Raw genomic sequence first — 18,785 nt, forward strand, 5'->3', positions numbered from 1 at the left:
TGAGCGTTCTTATCACTTGTCACTTGTTTAACGCGAACTTACTCAATGGACTACGCTAAAACCGTCATTTACATGGCTGACGATGATGCCGATGACCGGTACTTTATGCGCCAGTCGCTCCAGGAAGTTTACCCCTGGGTGACAGTTGTCGAAGCCCAGGATGGGAGCGAACTGCTAACGCTGCTCGATACCTGGAGCCAGCAGCCAGCCCCCCAACCGGTCCACCTAATCCTGCTCGATGTGAACATGCCCAAAGTAAACGGTTTAGAGGCTCTGAGGGCCATCAAAGCAAATCCGTTACTGCGCCACATTCCGGCCGTAATGCTTTCAACTTCGGTCGAACCGGCTCAAATGGCGACAGCCTACCAAAACGGGGCCAGCATGTGTCTGGAAAAACCACATACTTACGCCCACCTGAACCAAATTTCCCGATCAGTCAGCGGTTTTCTTTAGGCACGCTCGCCAATTAGCCGGTAGGATCTTAGTAACCACAAAAAGTACCGCTTCCTCATTATAAAATAGGAAGCGGTACTTTTTGTGGTTACTAAGTAGGTCAAAATTAGACAATTAATAAAAAGTTGGTATAAACCGGTGAACCGGCCCCAACCCTAGTTTAGTAAATAAGGTACGATGACGCCGAATAAAGCAGCAACATGGGCTTTCTTGGCCGGGGGGGGGGAGCTAGGCGACCTTATGCGTAACAAAGACTGGTCAAATACCTCCATTGGAGCTCCTGACCAGTGGACTCCGAGCTTGCGGGCTACTGTAGGCGTGTGTCTCAATGCCCACACGCCCGCCCTGATCTGGTGGGGATCTGGACACGTGATGCTCTACAACGATGCCTACCGGCTGATTATAGGCGATAAGCACCCCAAAGCATTGGGCAGTGAAGGGCGTGCGGTTTGGCCCGAAATATGGGCTACTTTGGGTCCAAGGCTTAAGGCTGTACTCACACGGGGTGAAGCGGACTGGTCGGAGAATGAATTGCTGCTGGTCAACCGGCGCGGTTTACCCGAGGCGGCTTACTTTAGTTGTTCCCACAGCCCGATTTACGACGAATCGGGCGGCATTGGGGGCGTCTTCTGCCTGGCTACCGAAACGACCGACTCCTGGCTACGCCGGCGGCAACGGCAGGAGCTTGAAGAAGCCGGGCGGAAAAAAGAACTAAGTCTGGCTACTCTATTTGAACAGGTAACCGTCGGGGTAGCTATTCTGGGGTTGGACCCCGCCTTTACCGTTGAACTAGCCACCCCCTTTTACCACCAAGTTGTTGGACGACCGGCCAACCAACTGGTAGGCAAACCGCTGCTGGAGGCCTTGCCTGAGCTGGCCGGCCAGGGCTTTGAGGGGCGATTGAAGCAGGTAACAACAACGGGCGTCGCCTACAAGAGTGGAGAAACGCCTGTCCACCTGATGCGCCGTGGCCAGCTCGAAACAAGCTACGTCGACTTTGTGTACCAACCCCGCTACGAAACCAATAAATCCATTACGGGGGTAATCATCATCGTAACCGACATTACCCCGGCGGTGCGGGCGCGCCAACGCTTGGAAAGCAACGAACGACTGCTCAGTGCCATCATCCAACAAACACCCTTGGGCGTGGGCATCTTTAGCGGCCCCGAATTCACTGTCGAAATGGCCAACCCGACCATCTGCCAGCTTTGGGGACGTACCCATCAACAAGTAATCGACAAGCCTTTATTTACCGTCTTACCCGAAGCCACCGGCCAGGGGTTTGAAGAACTCCTACAGGGTGTCTATAAAACCGGTTTTGCTTTCGAGGGCCACGAACTACCCGTCACCTTGGAGCGTAATGGCCAATTGAAGACGGTGTACTTCAACTTTGTCTACGATGCCCTGCGGAACGTGGAGGGGGGCATCGAGCGAACCATGGTCATCGCCACCGAGGTAACCCGAGCCCGGCAGGACCGCCAGCAAACCGAAGTCAGCGAAGCCAGGCTGCGCAGTCTGTTTCAACAGGCTCCGGTGGCCATCGCTATTATGCGCGGTCCCACCTTCGTGGTCGAACTGGCCAATCCGCTTATCTGTACCCTCTGGAACCGCACCCAAGCCCAACTCCTGGGCAACCCAATTTTCGGGGTACTAACCGAAAGCGCCGGGCATGGGTTTGAGGAACTGCTAACCGGCGTATTGCATACCGGGGTGCCGTTTGTGGGCCATGAATTACCCGTACCCTTTCAGCGCGACGGGCAGGTTCAACCCGTTTACGTTAACTTCGTTTACGAACCGCTGCGCGACCGGCCCGATGGCCCCATCTCCGGCATCGTCGTGGTTGGAACCGACGTAACCGAACAGGTGCTGATCCGTCAGCAGACCGAGCGGCTGCTGGTGCAGGAGCGCGAGCTCAACGAGCTGAAGTCTAACTTTGTCACCCTAGCCTCCCACGAATTTCGCACCCCGATGGGCACCATTCTCTCGTCGGCCTCGCTGATCGGTCGCTACAACGGCCCCGACGAGGACGATAAACGGGAGCGGCACGTGCAGCGTATCAAATCGGCGGTGCATGGGCTAACCGGACTGCTGAATGATTTTCTCTCGCTTAGTCAGATGGAACAATCCACCCTGCACGGCTGCCCGCAGCCATTGCATATTGTTACCTTCTGCCAGGAAGTCATCGACGATATGCAGGCCTTGATTAAACCTGGTCAGCGCATCGTTTACACCCATCTATCGGGTGAACCGGCTGTTTCGCTCGACGGACAAATGCTTAAAAATATTCTTATCAATCTACTGGTTAACGCCAGTAAATACTCGGCCAATGGCAAAGCGATCGACCTGAGTACGGCCGTGGCGGGCGATCAGTTCCAGCTGACGGTCCGCGACCAGGGCATCGGCATTCCTGACGCCGACAAGGATAAACTGTTCATTAATTTTTTCCGGGCCCGTAACGTCAATCACGTCTCGGGTACGGGTTTGGGCCTGTATGTGGTTAAACGCTACGTCGATCTGCTGGGGGGAACCGTTAGCTTTACCAGCCAGCTCGATTCGGGCACCATCTTCACCGTCCACCTCCCCCTAACCCCCCCTTCCCATGAAAACCATTCTGGTGATTGAAGACACCCCGGCAATGCGGGAAAACATCAGCGAAATCCTCCAGTTAGCTCCTTATCAGGTCGTTCAGGCGGCTAACGGCAGGGAGGGGATCGAACAGGCCCGCCAAATCCACCCGGACCTGATTCTGTGCGACATTAAAATGCCTGAACTCGATGGTTTCGGCGTCTTGCACATCCTGCGAAAGGACCCCACCTTAGCTGGTATTCCGTTCATTTTTCTGACGGCGAAAGTCGAAGCGGCTGATTTTCGGGCGGGCATGAACCTGGGCGCGGACGATTACTTGACCAAGCCCTTCGACGACCTTACCCTGCTCAATGCAGTGGAGTTGAGGCTCAAAAAAGACGCAGCGGTACCGCCCCATCCCGCTGAGGTTTCTATCCCCTTAGGCCACCTGACGAAAGCTCTCTTGGAGGGAAACGATATCCGCCAGTTTCTGTGCGATTATTACCCAACGACACACTATAACCGTAAACACCGTTTGTTTACGGCGGGGAGCAGGCCGACTGTGGTGTATTTTATCCAGCAGGGAAAGGGTAAACTTTTCCAGGCGGATGCAGCCGGGAATGAATACATCACGGGCCTAGTTGGTCCGGGCGATTTTGTGGGATACCGGGCGCTACTGGAAGAAGAGCCCTACACCGAGACAGCCGAACTACTGGAAGAAGCGCAGGTCTGTAGTATTCCCAAAGCGGACCTGAAGACCCTACTTGATCACCAGTCGGCTGTGGCCAACCAATTTTTTCGGATGCTGGCTGGCGACGTCGCCGAGCTTCAAGAACGGCTGCTGAAGCTTGCCTATCAATCGGTCCGCAAACGAGTGGCCGAAGCTCTGTTGATGGTTGAGCGAAAATTTTATCCGCAGTCGGAAGGCCGCACCACCGGCGATACGGTGCGGTCAGAAAGCCTCCGTTTCGGCCATCCGGACGCTAACACGTCCTCAGTGATGACTCTGTCGCGTGAGAACTGGTCACACTTGGTAGGAGCCTCAACCGAAACGGTCATTCGTATTTTGGGCGATTTACGGAAGGAAGGGCTGATTGAAATCAATGCCAGCCAGATTACGTTGCTTGACATTGACAAACTCACTCATCTTAAGCGCTGATAAGCTGAAGTTGATCAGTCTTGAAGCTGATAAAGATTACCTGGGTTGCTGGTATTCATCATTTCCTTTAGAGTAGCCTGTCATAGATAAGCTGACACCGTCAGGCAACCTTTGGGATCTGGGTCAACGCAACTACGTAGGTCAACTTCGGAAAACCAAAACGCGTCAGACTGTCAACGAACATCAGTTATTGACCAGGCTGATGGGTATAGATTATACCTAACGTTTGCCCCTGGCACCGTGAGATCTGCTTTAACTGATCATCAATACCTTGGCATACGGATGAGCCTAAAGCCGGACGTTTTATTAGTTAGCAGTGAATTATACAATTTAGCTGAAGTTAACCAAAAATTGCGCCCCTCGGACCCGTACAAACTTATCGCAAATCTATGAAAACAGTACGAACTAGAAACCCGCTTTGGCTGGCATTTTTGCTTTTCTTTATGCTGGGGGGCATAAGTGGCGTGCCTCAAGCCGACCAGATTTTAGGCCGGTGGCTATTTCCCTCGAAAGGGTCCAGCGTCGAAATCTATCGGATAGGGGCTCGCTATTTCGCTCGCGTTGCCGAAGTCGATCAGGCAGGGGAGAAAAATTATGGGCTGGTGAGAGATAAACCCCTGATTCGTAACCTTACGTATGATGGACAAGCTTGGTCAGCGGGTGAATTAGAGCACCCAAAAACGGGGGTTATTCATACAGACCTGCGATGTGGCCGAGTCAAAATGAAAATGGCTCCGTTACGTACTGACGATGAGTTGAAACGCTGAAATTTCTTTATGCTAGGATTAAATAAACAAGAGAGAAATGGGTTGTTTTGTTTTCTAAAAGGGCCTTATTAATACGGTATGTCGTCAAGTAAACGTGGACGTCGCCAAATGAAAGTGGATAAAAGGGCCAGGCCACCGGGCGGTGAAAATGAGAAGAGGTGGTCCGCCACCGCAGCAATTCAGTAATCGCAGGGCAACGGCCGACCGTCGGCGATGTTTGCATAATCATTCGGTGCTGGCCTTTGGGCAAAGCCGTCATCCTACTTCGGTTCATTACGTCGATCAGGTCATCCAATACAGTTCCCAAAAACTTAAACCCGCCTAGTTTACATTAACTGCCATCAGGGGGCATTTAGAATCGACTTACAGGCCTTAATCTTAAGCGTTTAAGCGGATTATTTTCTTGATTACGAACGTGATTAGCTCAATTAAACCATTGCTTACTTAATTTTCTTATCAGTGAAACTATGTAGTAAAAGTGACTCTCGAAATGCCCAATTTATGGAGCAGATACATGAAGACTTCTTCGTCTCACTTCGGAGGTGATTTATCCGGACATCTGGATGGGCAAGCCTAGAAAGCGCTGATATTTGTACAGCTCTATCAAAACTTAATTTCGGCTCAAAAACGTTATATTTGTAAAGCAACCCTAAACGTGATGGCAACAGACTCAAAAGACCCCAAAATGTCGGTTAAGAAATCGTCTGCTAGTGGCCAGCTTGCCACCAAGTCAAATATGAAGGCAGGGCTAGGCTTATTTAAGGACAAAATCGTCAGTGAGTCGTCTGCATGGGAAGACGATCTGCGGGTGACGATTAAGAAATGAAGAAATACTTACTGGATACACACATCCTGATCTGGTGGCTAACTGATTCGCCCGACTTACAAGCCCCTATTAAAACCATTCTTCAGAACCGAACGAATGAATTTTACGTCAGCCACGAAAGCCTGCGTGAGATTGTCATCAAGGCTAAGTTAAAGCGAGCTGACTTCCAATTAAATGGGGTCACCATTGCTGACATTGCCAATGCGTTACGCCAAACGCTAGGCGTGAAACTACTGCCATCGAAGGTCGTCCACTTAGCCAAGCTGGAGGCCTTGATACCAGTACATAATGATCCCTTCGACCATATTCTGATCAGTCAGGCCATTACTGAGCGGTTGATCCTCATTAGCCACGATGGTAATTTTCCCTTCTACGAAAGTCAAGGTCTGAAGCTATTAAGAGCTTAAGTTCCGTGTGTTTCTGACAGCAACAGTCTGACTCTTGCTCAAAAGAGTTCACCAAAAAATTCATCCCCTCGTCTCAGGTAGGAGCTTATTACGAGAATTTGAATTTTTGTTAGATTGATTAGCCTAACGTGACTGATACTGCCCTTTATTCATCCTTGAATCCCAAGCCAATAATGATTGAACCATTCTCAGCCGATGTTACAATTCAAGCTAAACCAGCTGCCGTGTGGGCTGCTTTGACCCAGCCCGCACGAATGACAGAATGGCTAGCAGAACCAGAAGCGCAAATTCAGGTCATTACCAATTGGCAAATCAATACCTCAATCACCATTCGTGGATTTCATCACGTAAAATTTGAAAACAAAGGCATTGTTCTACGCTTTGATCAGGAACGAAAAGTAGCTTATACGCATCTGAGCTCGGTTTCGCGACTGCCCGATACGGCCGAAAACTATTCCATTCTTGAGTTTACTCTAACCCCTACTAATCAATTTACCCACCTACGGCTCACGATCGAAAACTTTCCCACTGAGTCGATTCAGAAACACTTAGAATTCTATTGGCGAACGACTCTTTTTCTGATCAAGGAACAGGTTGAGCAAGCCTAAGCTATATAAAGACAAGATTCATTACAGACTTTTCAGAGTCACGAACATAAGAGCACTTATTGAGCGATTACTGAGATTGTATCTTTTAAAATACCAAGCCACCGTGGCGCGGCTGTTTTTAATATCTGTCAACGCTAATCCGTCGCATACGGCCATCTGTGAACGGGCGGAATTGCCCGTGCAAAGCACTAGAATATTTTTCATGATCGTTTTGGTTTAGTAGGTTAATTACAGCCATCTGGCCCGCAGCAAGTGGCTGCGGCTATTTTGGTTTCGGTGCTGGGCACTGGCTTTTGAGCGAATACCGTCACACTGTAGATGCCTTTGTCTTGCTGGCGGTAGTCGGCCACTTCATCCGCTGACAGGTAGGTTTGCAGCACATCGTCGGGCAGGGTGATTTCCCGCTCCTTTTGAACTTGAATGTTGGTAAACCCGGCATCCTGCACGAGCTGCAAATAGGCGTCCTTCTGGATCGCGCCCGATACGCAGCCAACATACATTTCCGCGTCGTGCTGCAAGCCTTCGGGCAGCTCTCCTCTGAGCACAATGTCGGAAATACTGAAATGGCCACCGGGCTTCAAAATGCGGTACGTTTCCGAAAAGGCTTTGTGCTTGTCGGGGACCAGGTTCATCACACAATTGCTCACCACCACATCCGCCAGGTTCTCCGGCAACGGTATGTCCTCGATGTCGCCATAGACGAATTCGACGTTGGAGAAGCCCAAAGCTTTCGCATTCTTCCGGGCACGGTCGATCATGGGCGGGGTCATGTCCAGGCCGATCACCTGGCCCGTTTCGCCCGTTTCCGCACGGGCGACAAAGCAATCATTGCCCGCACCCGATCCCAAATCCACCACCACATTTCCGGGCTTAATTTGTGCGAATTGCGTCGGTAAGCCGCAACCCAATCCCAAATCAGCATCGGCTACGTAGCCGTTCAGCTCTTGGTAATCCTGCGCCATCACAATCGGCACATTCGATTCGATTTCAGGTCCCGGCCTGGATTGGTCGCAGCACGAAGTAGGCCCGTAACAGCCATTGACGTCAGGTTGTTCGGCAATCGCGCCGTATTTCTGGCGCACGACTTCTTTGATTTGTTCAGCGGTTTCCATGTGATTTTCCTTTATTGGTTTAATGTAATATTACGATGGATAAGAGCAAAAAAAAGCCTGCTCTTTGTCAGCAGCAGGGCACTTCCATCATTGCATCCAGCAATGCGCCGAAGGTTTGTTTCGCTTCTTCCCATACAGGCGGATTGATGCAGTAGCAGACGCGGGGCGGGTTGATTTCACCCTGAATGATGCCGATGCGTTTCAACTCCTTCAAATGCTGCGAAACGGTTGCCTGCGCGAGCGGCAACTCATCCACCAGGTCGCCACACACGCAGGCTTTTTTCTGAGCCAGCAATTGCAGGATAGCCACCCGTGCCGGATGCGCGAAGGCTTTAGCCAGATCCGCGATACGGTTCTGTTCTTCGGTGAATATTTCGGTTTTCGTTACTCCCATGATACAAAGATAACATGAAACTACTTCATCGCACTATTACGATAAAATAGTTTTAGAGCATACCCATTGTATCCTTATACACCCCTTTCAATGGAGAGTCTCGCTTATCCTCGTCCGCAACTAAACACTTTTAGCTGACGATGCATACTTAAACCAATTACAGCAGCAAACGAAAAAGGGGAATAACATCCTGTGTTATTCCCCTTTTTCGTTTGCTGCTTTGATCGAATGGATGTTATTTAATATCCTTTATAAACGCTGATCAGCCGGTTTTTTCATTGTCTTTAGTGGCTTCTCAACAGACTTGTCAATACGTAGGGTGAATGGAACCTCCTTTGGCGTATCTAGTAGCGGCTTGCTGACCGCAGGCGCAAACTGGCTTGGCTGGTTAAGGCCAACGGCTGTCCAGTGCATGGCATCAATGGATCGATTAGCCCCCTTCTGGGCTTCTGTAACTACTGGTTGATTCGTTTGTGTTTCTTCGCCCAACCGGTGAGCATCTTGGCTAGATTCTGACTCGCTTTTAGGCATAAGGCTATAGCTTTGTGCCCAAGATTGGGTTGAAACGAGAGCGAATGAAACTAAAAATAATACAAAGACTTTTGACTGTATTTTCATAACGTTGTCCACTATTAGAAGTAGGATATAGAAGCAACGGAAGAAATAGATATATAGTTGCAATAGTCTCATAATTAAATAATTGTCTTATTGCTTGTGTGAACTGTCGGATTTGTTCTCGGTCATGGTATACTTATACATATTCACCTTTACTTGTTAATCCCTGTCGGGATGATAGGAATAATACAATTTTTTGACCAATAATCTACCACTCGTTCGCTTGGAGCATTTACGGATGAACCAGTTAGTTCTCAATGAGTATTTATCCCATAAATTAACGTAAACCAACCGATAGATTAATTAGGCCCTGATGCTGAACCAGCTAATACTTCTTTAACGAGTGAAAGCGAATGGCCACTTCCTTAATGTGGATGATCCATTGTGATGGTTTTGCACGACCGGGTTACATCCCCTACAACGAATAATAGCTCTGGGCGACCGGTTTGTCAGGAAGAGGGGCATAAGACGTCATACTTTTCAGATCAATCTCAATGGTTTGAGCAATAGTCGTCATGGGTGTGTCGGTCGGTTTGTTTTCAAAGGGATCCTGCAATTGAATGGCACTCTTCTCAATGAGAATGAATGCGGATGAGAGTAGCGTGACCAAAGGTACGTCCAACAGATAATGAACAGGGTCCAGACAGAAAGGCAGAATCGTAGCAAACAAGTAAATGAATACCTGCATGTTAAACGTGTAGGTCCGGGAAAAAACCGTTTTTTTGATCCGTTCGCAGCGTCCCATGGAATCGGTCAGGTTGTTGAGAGTCATGTTCAACTGGACCAGCTGATAATCGGTTATTCGTTGACAATCGTACAAGCCACGCAGGCTTAAACCTTGGACCAGCAGTAAGGCATTTGGTATATTGGTTGCCTGAGCCACGCGCTGACTATCCGCTACCGATAGAAACGCTTGCAACCGAGCTGTCACATCCTGACCCCGTAGGGAGTCACCCAACACGAAGCAGAAAGCACACTGGCGTTCCACAAAGGCGTGCAGCAGCTCGTCCCGGTCAGGCCCATTGGCAACAAATACCTGGAGTTGGCGAATCAAGCTACGGCTATCGTTAACAAGGGCTCCCCAGGCAATCCGGGCCTCCCACCACCGATCGTAGGCCTGATTGGTATGAAAAGCCAGCAACAACGCAATGCAGGTACCCAGGATGGCCGCAACGGCGATCGGAACAACCAAAACCCAGGAACTGAAAAGTTTAAGCAAAACAATGGCATTAGTAAACAAAAAGATGAGCAGGGCCTGAGGAAGGATACTGCGTATATAGAACGCGAATGAAATCTTGTGATTAAGCAGCATAAGTCTTTATTGACGGGTTTAAAGCGGTCAGAAGTAATGCCTACCGCATGACGTTGAACATCCTAAGCAGATCTGCGTCCATTTTGGTATTAAGATGCTCAGCCCGCGATCGACTTATAAGCTTGTAATGGCGATTGGGTCTGCCTACTCCCCAGCGGCTTGCTCGGAGGCATCCAGCCGGGCCATTTCCAAATCGATCCGTCGTTCAGCCGTCCGTAGCACCTCATCACTAAAGCGTTTTTCGGTAGCCAGCTCCAGCAGAAGTGCCTGCTGGTATTCACCCAGGGCTCGTTCGGCAGTCCGCTGTTCATTCACCAACGCGTGGTCAGTTGCCAGTTCTGGCTCCGAGTTGGTCTGATACAGCGTGGCGTCCAATTCGTTCACCAAAACCCGGTACCGCCGGATAAGGGTTTGTCTCAACTCGCCCCGCAAGCGTATCGGGAAGTCGTTCTCCAGGTACGTTAGTGACTGGCTGGCCAACAGGAACTCCAGCGCCTGATCCACCCGCGTCGGATCACTCTGTGGAGTTATACCTAGCAGCCGAATGAGCAAGGGTAAGGTCATTCCCTGCAAGACCAGCGTGACCAGAATGACCACGAACGACAAGAACAGTATCAGAGGTCTTTGGGGGAATAACTGGCCGGAGGGCAGCGTGAGGGGCAGGGCCAGGGCGGTAGCCAGCGAGATTACGCCCCGGGTTCCGGTCCAGGCCACAATGAGTACGTTCCGCCAGTCAATGTCATTGGCTCGTTCGTCTGTGTCCGAACCCGATGTGATTGACCAGCCCAGCAGCCGGGGATAATAGGTGCTGAAAAACACCCATAAAATGCGGATGAGGATGGTAACGACGCTAATTGTAACACTATACAGGACTAATTCTTCTGTCGTATACCCGCGTAAGTCCGCCACGATGGCCGGTAATTGCAGACCGATCAGGATGAAGACTATACCTTCGAGCAGAAAAATAAGGGTGTCCCAGACGGCTCGGGATTCCAGGCGAGCCTGGGGTGAAAAGACTTCCGGTGCCCGGCGGGTAATCAGCAGCCCCGCGCTGACGACGGCCAGAATGCCTGAGGTGTGTGCGTGTTCGGCGGCTAAGTAGGCTACGTAGGGGGCCAGTAAGATTAGACCCGTTTGCGTGGTGGAGCTATCAATTCGATGGAGCACCGTCGCCACCAGCCAGCCCAGCACACCGCCGATCAACAGGCCGCCCCCGGCGACCAGTAAAAATTGCAGACTCGCTTCCCACAACACAAAATGGCCCGTCATTACGGCGGCCACGGCGTAGCGGTAGGCGATCAGAGCAGAGGCATCGTTGAGCAAGCTTTCGCCCTCCAGAATGGCAATGACACGTTTGTTGAGGCCCAGGCCTTTGATGATGCTGTTAGCCGCTACCGCATCCGGTGGCGAAACGATGGCGCCCAGCACGAAGGCCATCGGCCAGCTGAAGTGGGGAATAACGTAGTGAGCAGCCACAGCCACGGTACTGGCGGTAAAAAATACGAGTGTAACGGCTAAGGTGGTAATGGGTCGAATGGAGCGGGTAAACTCCTGCCAGGCTGTCTTGGAGGCAGCTTCATAGAGCAGTGGGGGCAGAAAAATGACTAAGGCTACGTTGGGGTCTAAGGCCAGATTGGGCAGAAACGGCATGAAACCAATCAGTACACCCGTGGCCACCAGCAAAACCGGATACGGCAGGATGATTTTATGGGCGATGGCCGACAGGCCAATTAAAATCGCCAGTATAAAGATAACCGTCTCAAAGTGGGCCATACATTGCCGGTTTATTTGATGAAAACAGACGTCCCGCTCGCTGCATTAAAATTGATAAACGACGGCGTTACTATTCATGCCCGCTCCCACCGAGGCTAACACCACGGTATCACCGGCTTCGATCCGTTGATTAGCGAGCTGGCCCCGTTGAACCAAATCGAGAAGGGTCGGAATAGTAGCCACTGAACTATTACCCAGCCAAGAGATCGTCATGGGCATCAACGCTAAGTCTGGACTTTCCTGACCGTATAGCTTGAAGAGCCGTTCCAGAATAGCAACATTCATTTTGTGATTCGCCTGATGGATCAGAATCTTTTTGACTGCTGAAATGCTTATACCTGCTTTATCCAATGCGGTTTTAATGACGAGTGGAACGTGCAGTAAAGCAAATTCGTAGAGCTTTCGCCCATTCATCTTCATGAACCGATCAGCAGGCTCGCTTTGGTCTGGATCGTAGGCGTTACCCATCTTCAGGAGGTCAGCGTGTTCATAAGCGTGCGTCTGAGTATGGTGGGATAGTATACCCGTTACACCCTTGGGGCTGGCTTCCAGAATAATGGCCCCGCTGCCATCACTAAACAACAACGAATCCCGGTCCGAAGGATCGATCACCCGTGACAACGTTTCGGTACCGATGATGAGGCAGCGCTGGGCGTCTCCCGAGCGAATGTAGTAGTTCGCTTGAATAACTCCTTCCAGCCAGCCTGGACATCCAAAGGCCAGATCATAGGCTACGCAATGAGAGTTTTTTATGGCTAGGCCTGCTTTAATGCGAGAAGCCAGGGAGGGCACCAGATCGACCCGGTTCGTTTGATGCGCGACATCGCCAAAGTTGTGGGCTACGATCAGGTAATCCAGCGTTTCGGGATCAAAACCCGCGCTTGTCAGGGCCTGCCCAGCGGCCAGTAAACCCAGATCGGAGGCTTTCTGATCCGGGCGGGCGTAGCGCCGTTTCTGGATACCGCTAATGGCTTCAAATCGGTCTAGAATCACGGCCTTATCGGTGGTAATGGCTATTCCTGCGGGGGTAAAGAACTGGGTCGCTAAGAAATCCTGATTTCGAACAAGGGTATCCGGAATGCAACTACCCGTTGCCGCAATGACTGAGCGAATCATAGTTTTGAATGCTTAAGCGATGGTGTGTGGTATCGACCGAACGAAGCAGGTGCTCTCAACGCGTACTATGCTTCCTTACATATCTGGCCAATTCGTTCGTTGCCTGAGTGGGTTGGCAAATGACAATTTGAAGCTAGGCACTGGCTTTTCAAAGGACCTTATTCCGTGTTGATGAACTAGATTTGGGTACGCTCCTAAGATTCGCTGATTGGTCGACCTGGGCACAGGAGATACTAATCATTCAAAATGGAATCTAATCCGGCCACCTAACATGAATTGATCGCAAGTGTGATAAGAGTCAGATCAGCATTACTGGTTTTCTTTTAATTAGTAAACGCTTAACACAGTCAGCAACCGCTAATTCGATAGACGGAAGCTAATTTTCACAAAAAACAAACCTATTTGACTACAAGACGCTTTATTCTGGTTATTTTAATGAGGTAACGGCTTCCTTGGTTGGATGCATCACCAATCATAGCGGAGCCCCGACTCGTGCCACTTATTACTTGATGATCGCGTCAACAAGGATCGGGCGTAGCCAAAATGAATGACTGAGCGGTAAACCTTCACTGGATAGTGAATTCCATTTGCGTACACTCAGCAATTCGGTAGGTTGACCATTCTCTCCTAAACCGATAACAGACTTGTACCACTACATCACTTTTGGCCTATTCCGAAAAGCAACAAGCTAATACGCTTTTGTTATGTATGTGTAGAAGCTTACGAAGGCTGCCTGGAGTTATAGGTTTCCTTTTTTCGTTCAACACCAACTTTTAACACAAGTCGATTAACCCAGTCAAACAAGTGCACAAACTCGGTCAGAGCATCTGGCTGGACTTTATCGACCGGCCCCTGATGAACTCCGGCCAACTGCAACGGCTCATCGAGAAGGATGGCATTCGGGGTATCACCTCTAATCCGGCCATCTTTGAGAAAGCGATCAGCAGTAGTCAGGACTATGATGGAGACATCCGAGAACTGACCAAAGAGGGTCTCTCGAACGAAGCAATATTTTACCGGGTTGCCGTAGCCGATATTCAACAAGCCGCTGATCTATTTTGCCCGTCTACGAAGACAAAGTGAGCGGAGCCGACGGCTTCGTCAGCCTGGAAGTTTCCCCCCGCCTTGCCCTGGATACCGACAAGACCCTGGAGCAGGCCCGCGAGCTATGGCAAGCCGTCAACCGGCCCAACGTGATGATTAAGATACCGGGCACTCAGCCTTGTTTACCCGCCATTCGGCAGGCCATTGCCGAAGGCATCAATATTAACGTCACCTTACTATTTAGCCTGGATCGCTACGCAGCTGTGGCCGAGGCTTACATCGCAGGGCTTGAAGACCGCTTAGCCGCTGGTCATCCTATTGATCAATTGGCATCGGTGGCCAGCTTTTTCATCAGTCGCATTGACACCCTCGTCGATCCGGTACTCGCCGAACGGGGTTTGAACGAATTAAAGGGAGAAACAGCCATTGCCCTGGCCAAACAGGCCTATGCCCTCTACGGTCGCCTGTTTGAGAGTGAACGCTTCCGTAAGCTAGCGTCCCTAGGGGCTACACCTCAGCGGTTACTGTGGGCGAGTACGGGGGTGAAAGATCCCGATTTTTCACCCGTCAAATACGTGGAGGCCCTCATCGGCCCTAAAACAGTGAATACCGTGCCGATGGATACGTTGCAGGCCTACCGTGAACAGGGAAAGCCATCTGTTCGTTTATCCAGCCACTATTCAGAAGCCCTTCAAATGCTGGAACAAGTGCAGCGGGCGGGTGTGGATCTGAACACAGTTGCTGAGCAACTGGAAAAGGAAGGGATCGCTAAGTTTAATCAACCGTATGACAAGCTTCTGAAAGCGATCGATACACAAAAGTATGCCTTGACGGACGGCTAAGTATAAATACTGGTGAACTCGCATCAATTGTCCTTCATCAATAATATAGTACGAAAAGCTGATCAGGAGGATGATCTTATAACGGGACACTGGCTATTGTCTATGGATTATTTGCATAAATGCTGACGTAGGAGCTTTAGCTAAAGTATTTCGGCCAGGGATGCGCAATCTATTACAGCGGCTTATTTATCAACAATAACAAATACATGAAGCGAAATTCTGCCGAGATCATACCCGATAGAAAAACTGGATCGGTTATGCCAAGTGGGGATTGCTATTATATACCTATGGTTTGTTAAGAATACCAGTCGGCACTGCCTGTAAAAAAGCGTTGTATGTTCACCGCCAACTTCTGCGCGGTTAGCGGACGTATATGTATTATCGTTAGAAAATCTATTAGCCGCTTAATTAGAATCAGGTAAAAAAAGCAGGTATTGTCCGGCTTCCAGGTAAGCGCGCATTAAATGCCGGTAGAAATAAATTCTGTCCTGACCGATGAAAAAAGCCCGCTCGTTCGGGTAAGGGCAGATAAAGAACAAACCATTGGCAAAGTGGCCCGAGCCAACTCCGTTGACGCAGTTGAGAAGAGGAGAGATAAACGTTAAGTGCTGCTGGTCGGGAGATAGCGGTTCTACGACGTGGGCAGAATTTCGCATGACATCCAGCAGACTGGTAATGTCTTGGTGTTGATTCGGAGTACCCACCTCATCGGTAAAACAAATGCGCTTACCCCTCAACTCAGCCTGCCGAACCAAATCGCTTACCCCCCGGATCAACTCGATCCAACCGATCTTGCTCTGGTGCGTAAAGGGCACTGAAGGTTGAAACAGCTTGGATTGGAACAATCGAGCCATAACTTCCAGATGAGCGATTAATTGCGGCTCCGTCCACACAGCACTCGGGTACTTGATCATGTGAGAACGACATTTAACTGCCGGTAAGCACGCACGCAGCAAAGCTGTCAGGCGGTGAACAAAGGAATTTTAGAAATGATTACATGGAAAGAAAGTTATCTGCCAGAAGTAACTAGAGTACGTTCTCTATAAGACTAGATGACCCGCTTATAGACTCATCACCCGCCTGAGTTGCCAGCTACTAGCTTCGCGGAGCTATCAAAAATAAATAAAGCGTTTTGGTATCAGATGTGTTTTACTCAAAACCCAATCGCATGGCTCATCAGGAAAAGAAAAACAAAAACGTAAAGAAAGCGGCTACGAAACCCGCTAAGATAGCTGGTCAGGTTGTGTTGCCTAAATACGCTCGCAACGAAACCGTGATAACGGCGCCCACTGTGTCGCCCAAAGCCAAGAAGGGTTAAAATGAGCCAGTTAAGTAGTTGGCCGCTGTCCAAATCGAGATATCGATGACACGGTGTGATGTTGTTTGTACAGGCAGTCTCCTGCTGAAACCCATCGAAAAGCTGTCCCGCCCCAAGATTACTTTACTAAACTGATTTTTTTATGGCTACAAACACGTTGATCGTTGTGACAGTCTACAGTTCGATTTCTCCCAAGCCTTTTCGTAAAGCGTATCTAAACAATAGTGAGGAAATGGCCCGACAGCGCTTCGTTCAGCAGCACCCGGGCGTTCGGGATGTTAGCGTGGCACTTATAGCCTTTGAGGACGAATTAACTATCCGCTCCAATGGCGACGTTGTCGCGTATTGATCATTAAGGTCAGCTCGTTCTTTTTATCCCTGACGAGCTTTAGTGAACTTAATAAGCGAAGGATACGCCTAACGATACCCAGCACTCCATTATGTCAGAGAAATGACGATGCTATACCAGTCTATTTTGGTATAAATAATCCGACAGACTGAGAAATCGGTTGATCTGATTGGGCCACTTCTCAATTATTCGCAAGATCTTATTCCTTATCAGTATGACGATTATCTTCCAGTATCTGTTTACCCAGACCAGTAATGGCTTTGTTTGCCGCGTCCCACTTCGCATTTTAGACGGACCCGTACTGGGTAAAGGAATCGTCCCTACTACGGGTGAAGCCGGAGGTATTAATCTACAGGACTGGATTGGAAGAAATCTGCACGTGACCATAGAGTCGGGTGTCCACACGATTAGGGGTTTGGCAGGCTAGTGCCGCATGGGTTCCCTTAGCCCTACGCATGGAGTCAGAAAACCGGCTCTGTACGTTGGCTTAGGGCTACAAGATGCCCAGTTCAACTCATTTCCCCGATTATACTGTGTATGAAAAAATGGCTCAAGGTTTCACTGTATAGTCTGGGCAGTTTGGTAGGAGTGATTCTGATTGGGCAAATCAACTCTACAGATGATTATATTAAAACGACCCTTCTAGAGAAACAACAAAAAGCAGTCGTATCGAAAAATGCTGAGCCCAACACCCAGCGGGATTTAGTGATCAATACGTTTCGATGGCAGAAAAGCGAACAGGATTCAACCGGCTATCATTGGTTCACGGTTCATAATACCTCAAAGCGGCACAGCTATACAACGATACCCGTCCGATTTAGCTATTATTCAGACGCAGGCGAAGAAGTAGGTTATGTAGATAAAGTAATTGACAAAGCCATAAAAATAGGAGAAACCGTGCAAGTGGATAAAATAGAAACAGCCTTACCCGATCAACATACGGATGGTGCCGACATGGAAATCACGAAGTAAACGCCCCTGAGGATAAGTCACAGACTATTCGTTGTACCGCTTCCTGCAAGATCTAGGCTAAAATGACCCAATTTGCCGTGATACGGCTTTGAATCGCTACCGACTTGGCAAACGGTAAATGTCCTTTAGGAGCTAACAAGTACAGCTCCCCACCACTGAGTAAAGCCAATTGACTCAGCAGTTTAAGCTTGGAGAGCAACTCATCCACAGGACTGGTTTTGAGAATCACTTCAAAGTAAGACTTCTGCTCAAATTGCTTCCCCGTTACATCCGGAATAAACGATAGTCCATCCTGCTGGCGACCGTAGCCACCCGGCGTTGGGTAGCCATCTGCATTAGCCATGATATCAATGAAACCGTGTGCTTTGGCCCAGTTAGCGGCCTGCTGAATATACGTTTGTTTTCTCATGATCCGGATTGATGGGTAAATAAGTGATATACCACAGCCGTCTAAAGCCGTTGCTCGTGAGCGTATTCCACTTCAGAAACGGCCCGTCGAATTTGCCGGTTGAGATAAACCCGCTGGTCATCGATAAAAAAAGCCAGTTCGTTGTTGAATTCAGCCGTAAAAAATGAGCCATTGGCAAAATAGCCCCAGCCCTGATTGGCGTATCGGTTTAAGCGATTGGTGGTAAGCTGACCGGGCTTATCGGTAGCTAACTCGGGTAATCGGTCATACATCCAGGTGATCAGGGAAGTGATGTCCTGTATTTTTCCGGTTACGCCCACGCCTTCCAGAAAATCAACTCGTTTACCCGCCTGGTTAGCTAGCTTCAGTAGGCCATGAACCGACGTGATGAGTTGGATAAATTCTGACTTCCAGGGGGCGTCTTCCAATGCGTTTAAGCGGAAAGCGGGGGAATCCAGGGTGGCGTGTGCCGCTGTTAAGTACTTGTTAAACTCAGTATTAGTAACCTGCATCGTTTTTTGGATTCTAGTATTGGGTCAGACTGGGTCATAGGAAAAAATTTCTCAAATCATCACCGATGAGGTACTGTCTGAGAAGCGAAGCGTCTTTAGCAACCAACGAATTTTCTGGCTGCAATCGGTCAGCATCTGGTCTAAGGTCATGTAAAACTGGCGATAGGTTGGCTCGGTTTCTGGGACCGCATTGATCCGTAAGCTCACCAGATACCTGTCTGTTTTAATGGGA

The 18,785-nt window shown here is 49.6% G+C and carries 23 protein-coding genes; 13 read left to right on the top strand and 10 right to left on the bottom strand.

Going from position 1 to position 18,785, the window contains the following annotated elements; genetic code table 11:
- Nucleotides 1-45 precede the first annotated feature (45 nt).
- The 7 genes from M0L20_RS27345 to M0L20_RS27375 all read left to right on the top strand — a co-directional run bounded on the left by M0L20_RS27345 (nucleotide 46) and on the right by M0L20_RS27375 (nucleotide 6,785).
- Nucleotides 46-453 carry a response regulator gene (locus M0L20_RS27345; protein ID WP_232563710.1) on the top strand — a complete coding sequence of 136 codons (408 nt, stop codon included), beginning with the start codon at nucleotides 46-48 and terminating at the stop codon, nucleotides 451-453.
- Between the two features lie 177 nt (nucleotides 454-630).
- Nucleotides 631-3,075: a sensor histidine kinase gene (locus M0L20_RS27350; protein WP_248480367.1), complete on the top strand. Its 2,445-nt coding sequence runs from the start codon at nucleotides 631-633 to the stop codon at nucleotides 3,073-3,075.
- Nucleotides 3,053-4,177 carry a response regulator gene (locus M0L20_RS27355; RefSeq protein ID WP_232563712.1) on the top strand — a complete coding sequence of 375 codons (1,125 nt, stop codon included), beginning with the start codon at nucleotides 3,053-3,055 and terminating at the stop codon, nucleotides 4,175-4,177. The genes M0L20_RS27350 and M0L20_RS27355 overlap by 23 nt, the downstream gene beginning before the upstream one ends.
- 389 nt (nucleotides 4,178-4,566) lie before the next feature.
- Nucleotides 4,567-4,944, top strand: coding sequence for a DUF2147 domain-containing protein (locus tag M0L20_RS27360; protein ID WP_232563713.1), 378 nt, complete (start codon nucleotides 4,567-4,569; stop codon nucleotides 4,942-4,944).
- 658 nt (nucleotides 4,945-5,602) lie between these two features.
- Entirely contained in the window at nucleotides 5,603-5,770 is a 168-nt protein-coding gene (locus tag M0L20_RS27365) for a hypothetical protein (RefSeq protein ID WP_248480369.1), read from the top strand.
- The gene (locus M0L20_RS27370; protein ID WP_232563651.1) at nucleotides 5,767-6,177 is read left to right on the top strand and encodes a type II toxin-antitoxin system VapC family toxin; all 411 of its coding nucleotides are present in this window, start codon (nucleotides 5,767-5,769) and stop codon (nucleotides 6,175-6,177) included. The genes M0L20_RS27365 and M0L20_RS27370 overlap by 4 nt, the downstream gene beginning before the upstream one ends.
- A 173-nt stretch (nucleotides 6,178-6,350) precedes the next feature.
- A complete protein-coding gene (locus tag M0L20_RS27375) occupies nucleotides 6,351-6,785 on the top strand; it encodes an SRPBCC family protein (RefSeq protein ID WP_232563652.1) in 435 nt (144 codons plus the stop codon).
- A 224-nt stretch (nucleotides 6,786-7,009) separates the two neighbouring features.
- Here M0L20_RS27375 and M0L20_RS27380 read toward each other — a convergent pair whose 3' ends face one another.
- The 6 genes from M0L20_RS27380 to M0L20_RS27405 form a co-directional block, all read right to left on the bottom strand.
- The gene (locus tag M0L20_RS27380) at nucleotides 7,010-7,897 is read right to left on the bottom strand and encodes an arsenite methyltransferase (protein ID WP_248480371.1); all 888 of its coding nucleotides are present in this window, start codon (nucleotides 7,895-7,897) and stop codon (nucleotides 7,010-7,012) included.
- A gap of 67 nt (nucleotides 7,898-7,964) precedes the next feature.
- The gene (locus tag M0L20_RS27385; RefSeq protein WP_232563659.1) at nucleotides 7,965-8,291 is read right to left on the bottom strand and encodes an ArsR/SmtB family transcription factor; all 327 of its coding nucleotides are present in this window, start codon (nucleotides 8,289-8,291) and stop codon (nucleotides 7,965-7,967) included.
- A 249-nt stretch (nucleotides 8,292-8,540) separates the two neighbouring features.
- The gene (locus M0L20_RS27390; protein ID WP_248480373.1) at nucleotides 8,541-8,822 is read right to left on the bottom strand and encodes a hypothetical protein; all 282 of its coding nucleotides are present in this window, start codon (nucleotides 8,820-8,822) and stop codon (nucleotides 8,541-8,543) included.
- A gap of 499 nt (nucleotides 8,823-9,321) precedes the next feature.
- Nucleotides 9,322-10,218 (bottom strand): bestrophin family protein, encoded by an 897-nt coding sequence (locus M0L20_RS27395; RefSeq protein WP_248480375.1) that lies wholly within the window; start codon nucleotides 10,216-10,218, stop codon nucleotides 9,322-9,324.
- 144 nt (nucleotides 10,219-10,362) lie between these two features.
- A complete protein-coding gene (locus M0L20_RS27400) occupies nucleotides 10,363-11,991 on the bottom strand; it encodes a Na+/H+ antiporter (protein WP_232563662.1) in 1,629 nt (542 codons plus the stop codon).
- Between the two features lie 45 nt (nucleotides 11,992-12,036).
- Nucleotides 12,037-13,107: a 3-oxoacyl-ACP synthase III family protein gene (locus M0L20_RS27405; protein ID WP_232563663.1), complete on the bottom strand. Its 1,071-nt coding sequence runs from the start codon at nucleotides 13,105-13,107 to the stop codon at nucleotides 12,037-12,039.
- Nucleotides 13,108-13,911: 804 nt separating this feature from the next.
- Between M0L20_RS27405 and M0L20_RS30255 the strand changes: the two genes are divergently transcribed.
- Nucleotides 13,912-14,190: a transaldolase family protein gene (locus M0L20_RS30255; RefSeq protein WP_354004299.1), complete on the top strand. Its 279-nt coding sequence runs from the start codon at nucleotides 13,912-13,914 to the stop codon at nucleotides 14,188-14,190.
- Nucleotides 14,166-14,993 carry a transaldolase gene (gene tal / locus M0L20_RS27410; protein ID WP_262924041.1) on the top strand — a complete coding sequence of 276 codons (828 nt, stop codon included), beginning with the start codon at nucleotides 14,166-14,168 and terminating at the stop codon, nucleotides 14,991-14,993. Before M0L20_RS30255 ends, tal begins: the two co-directional genes overlap by 25 nt.
- 404 nt (nucleotides 14,994-15,397) lie before the next feature.
- Here tal and M0L20_RS27415 read toward each other — a convergent pair whose 3' ends face one another.
- Nucleotides 15,398-15,907 (bottom strand): hypothetical protein, encoded by a 510-nt coding sequence (locus tag M0L20_RS27415; protein ID WP_248480376.1) that lies wholly within the window; start codon nucleotides 15,905-15,907, stop codon nucleotides 15,398-15,400.
- Between the two features lie 254 nt (nucleotides 15,908-16,161).
- Between M0L20_RS27415 and M0L20_RS27420 the strand changes: the two genes are divergently transcribed.
- The 4 genes from M0L20_RS27420 to M0L20_RS27435 all read left to right on the top strand — a co-directional run bounded on the left by M0L20_RS27420 (nucleotide 16,162) and on the right by M0L20_RS27435 (nucleotide 17,632).
- Entirely contained in the window at nucleotides 16,162-16,311 is a 150-nt protein-coding gene (locus tag M0L20_RS27420; protein WP_232563665.1) for a hypothetical protein, read from the top strand.
- A 142-nt stretch (nucleotides 16,312-16,453) separates the two neighbouring features.
- Nucleotides 16,454-16,660 (top strand): hypothetical protein, encoded by a 207-nt coding sequence (locus M0L20_RS27425; RefSeq protein ID WP_248480377.1) that lies wholly within the window; start codon nucleotides 16,454-16,456, stop codon nucleotides 16,658-16,660.
- 214 nt (nucleotides 16,661-16,874) lie between these two features.
- Nucleotides 16,875-17,087, top strand: a complete 213-nt coding sequence (locus M0L20_RS27430) for a hypothetical protein (RefSeq protein WP_232563667.1) — start codon at nucleotides 16,875-16,877, stop codon at nucleotides 17,085-17,087.
- A 110-nt stretch (nucleotides 17,088-17,197) separates the two neighbouring features.
- Nucleotides 17,198-17,632, top strand: coding sequence for a hypothetical protein (locus M0L20_RS27435; RefSeq protein WP_232563668.1), 435 nt, complete (start codon nucleotides 17,198-17,200; stop codon nucleotides 17,630-17,632).
- Nucleotides 17,633-17,684: 52 nt separating this feature from the next.
- Here M0L20_RS27435 and M0L20_RS27440 read toward each other — a convergent pair whose 3' ends face one another.
- The 3 genes from M0L20_RS27440 to M0L20_RS27450 form a co-directional block, all read right to left on the bottom strand.
- Nucleotides 17,685-18,041, bottom strand: coding sequence for a hypothetical protein (locus tag M0L20_RS27440; protein ID WP_232563669.1), 357 nt, complete (start codon nucleotides 18,039-18,041; stop codon nucleotides 17,685-17,687).
- 41 nt (nucleotides 18,042-18,082) lie between these two features.
- Nucleotides 18,083-18,553, bottom strand: coding sequence for a hypothetical protein (locus tag M0L20_RS27445; protein WP_232563670.1), 471 nt, complete (start codon nucleotides 18,551-18,553; stop codon nucleotides 18,083-18,085).
- 51 nt (nucleotides 18,554-18,604) lie between these two features.
- The coding region (locus tag M0L20_RS27450) for a hypothetical protein (protein WP_248480378.1) at nucleotides 18,605-18,785 on the bottom strand (181 nt) is incomplete at its 5' end.

The organism is Spirosoma liriopis (assembly GCF_023196085.1).
GTDB classification, from domain to species: domain Bacteria; phylum Bacteroidota; class Bacteroidia; order Cytophagales; family Spirosomataceae; genus Spirosoma; species Spirosoma oryzicola.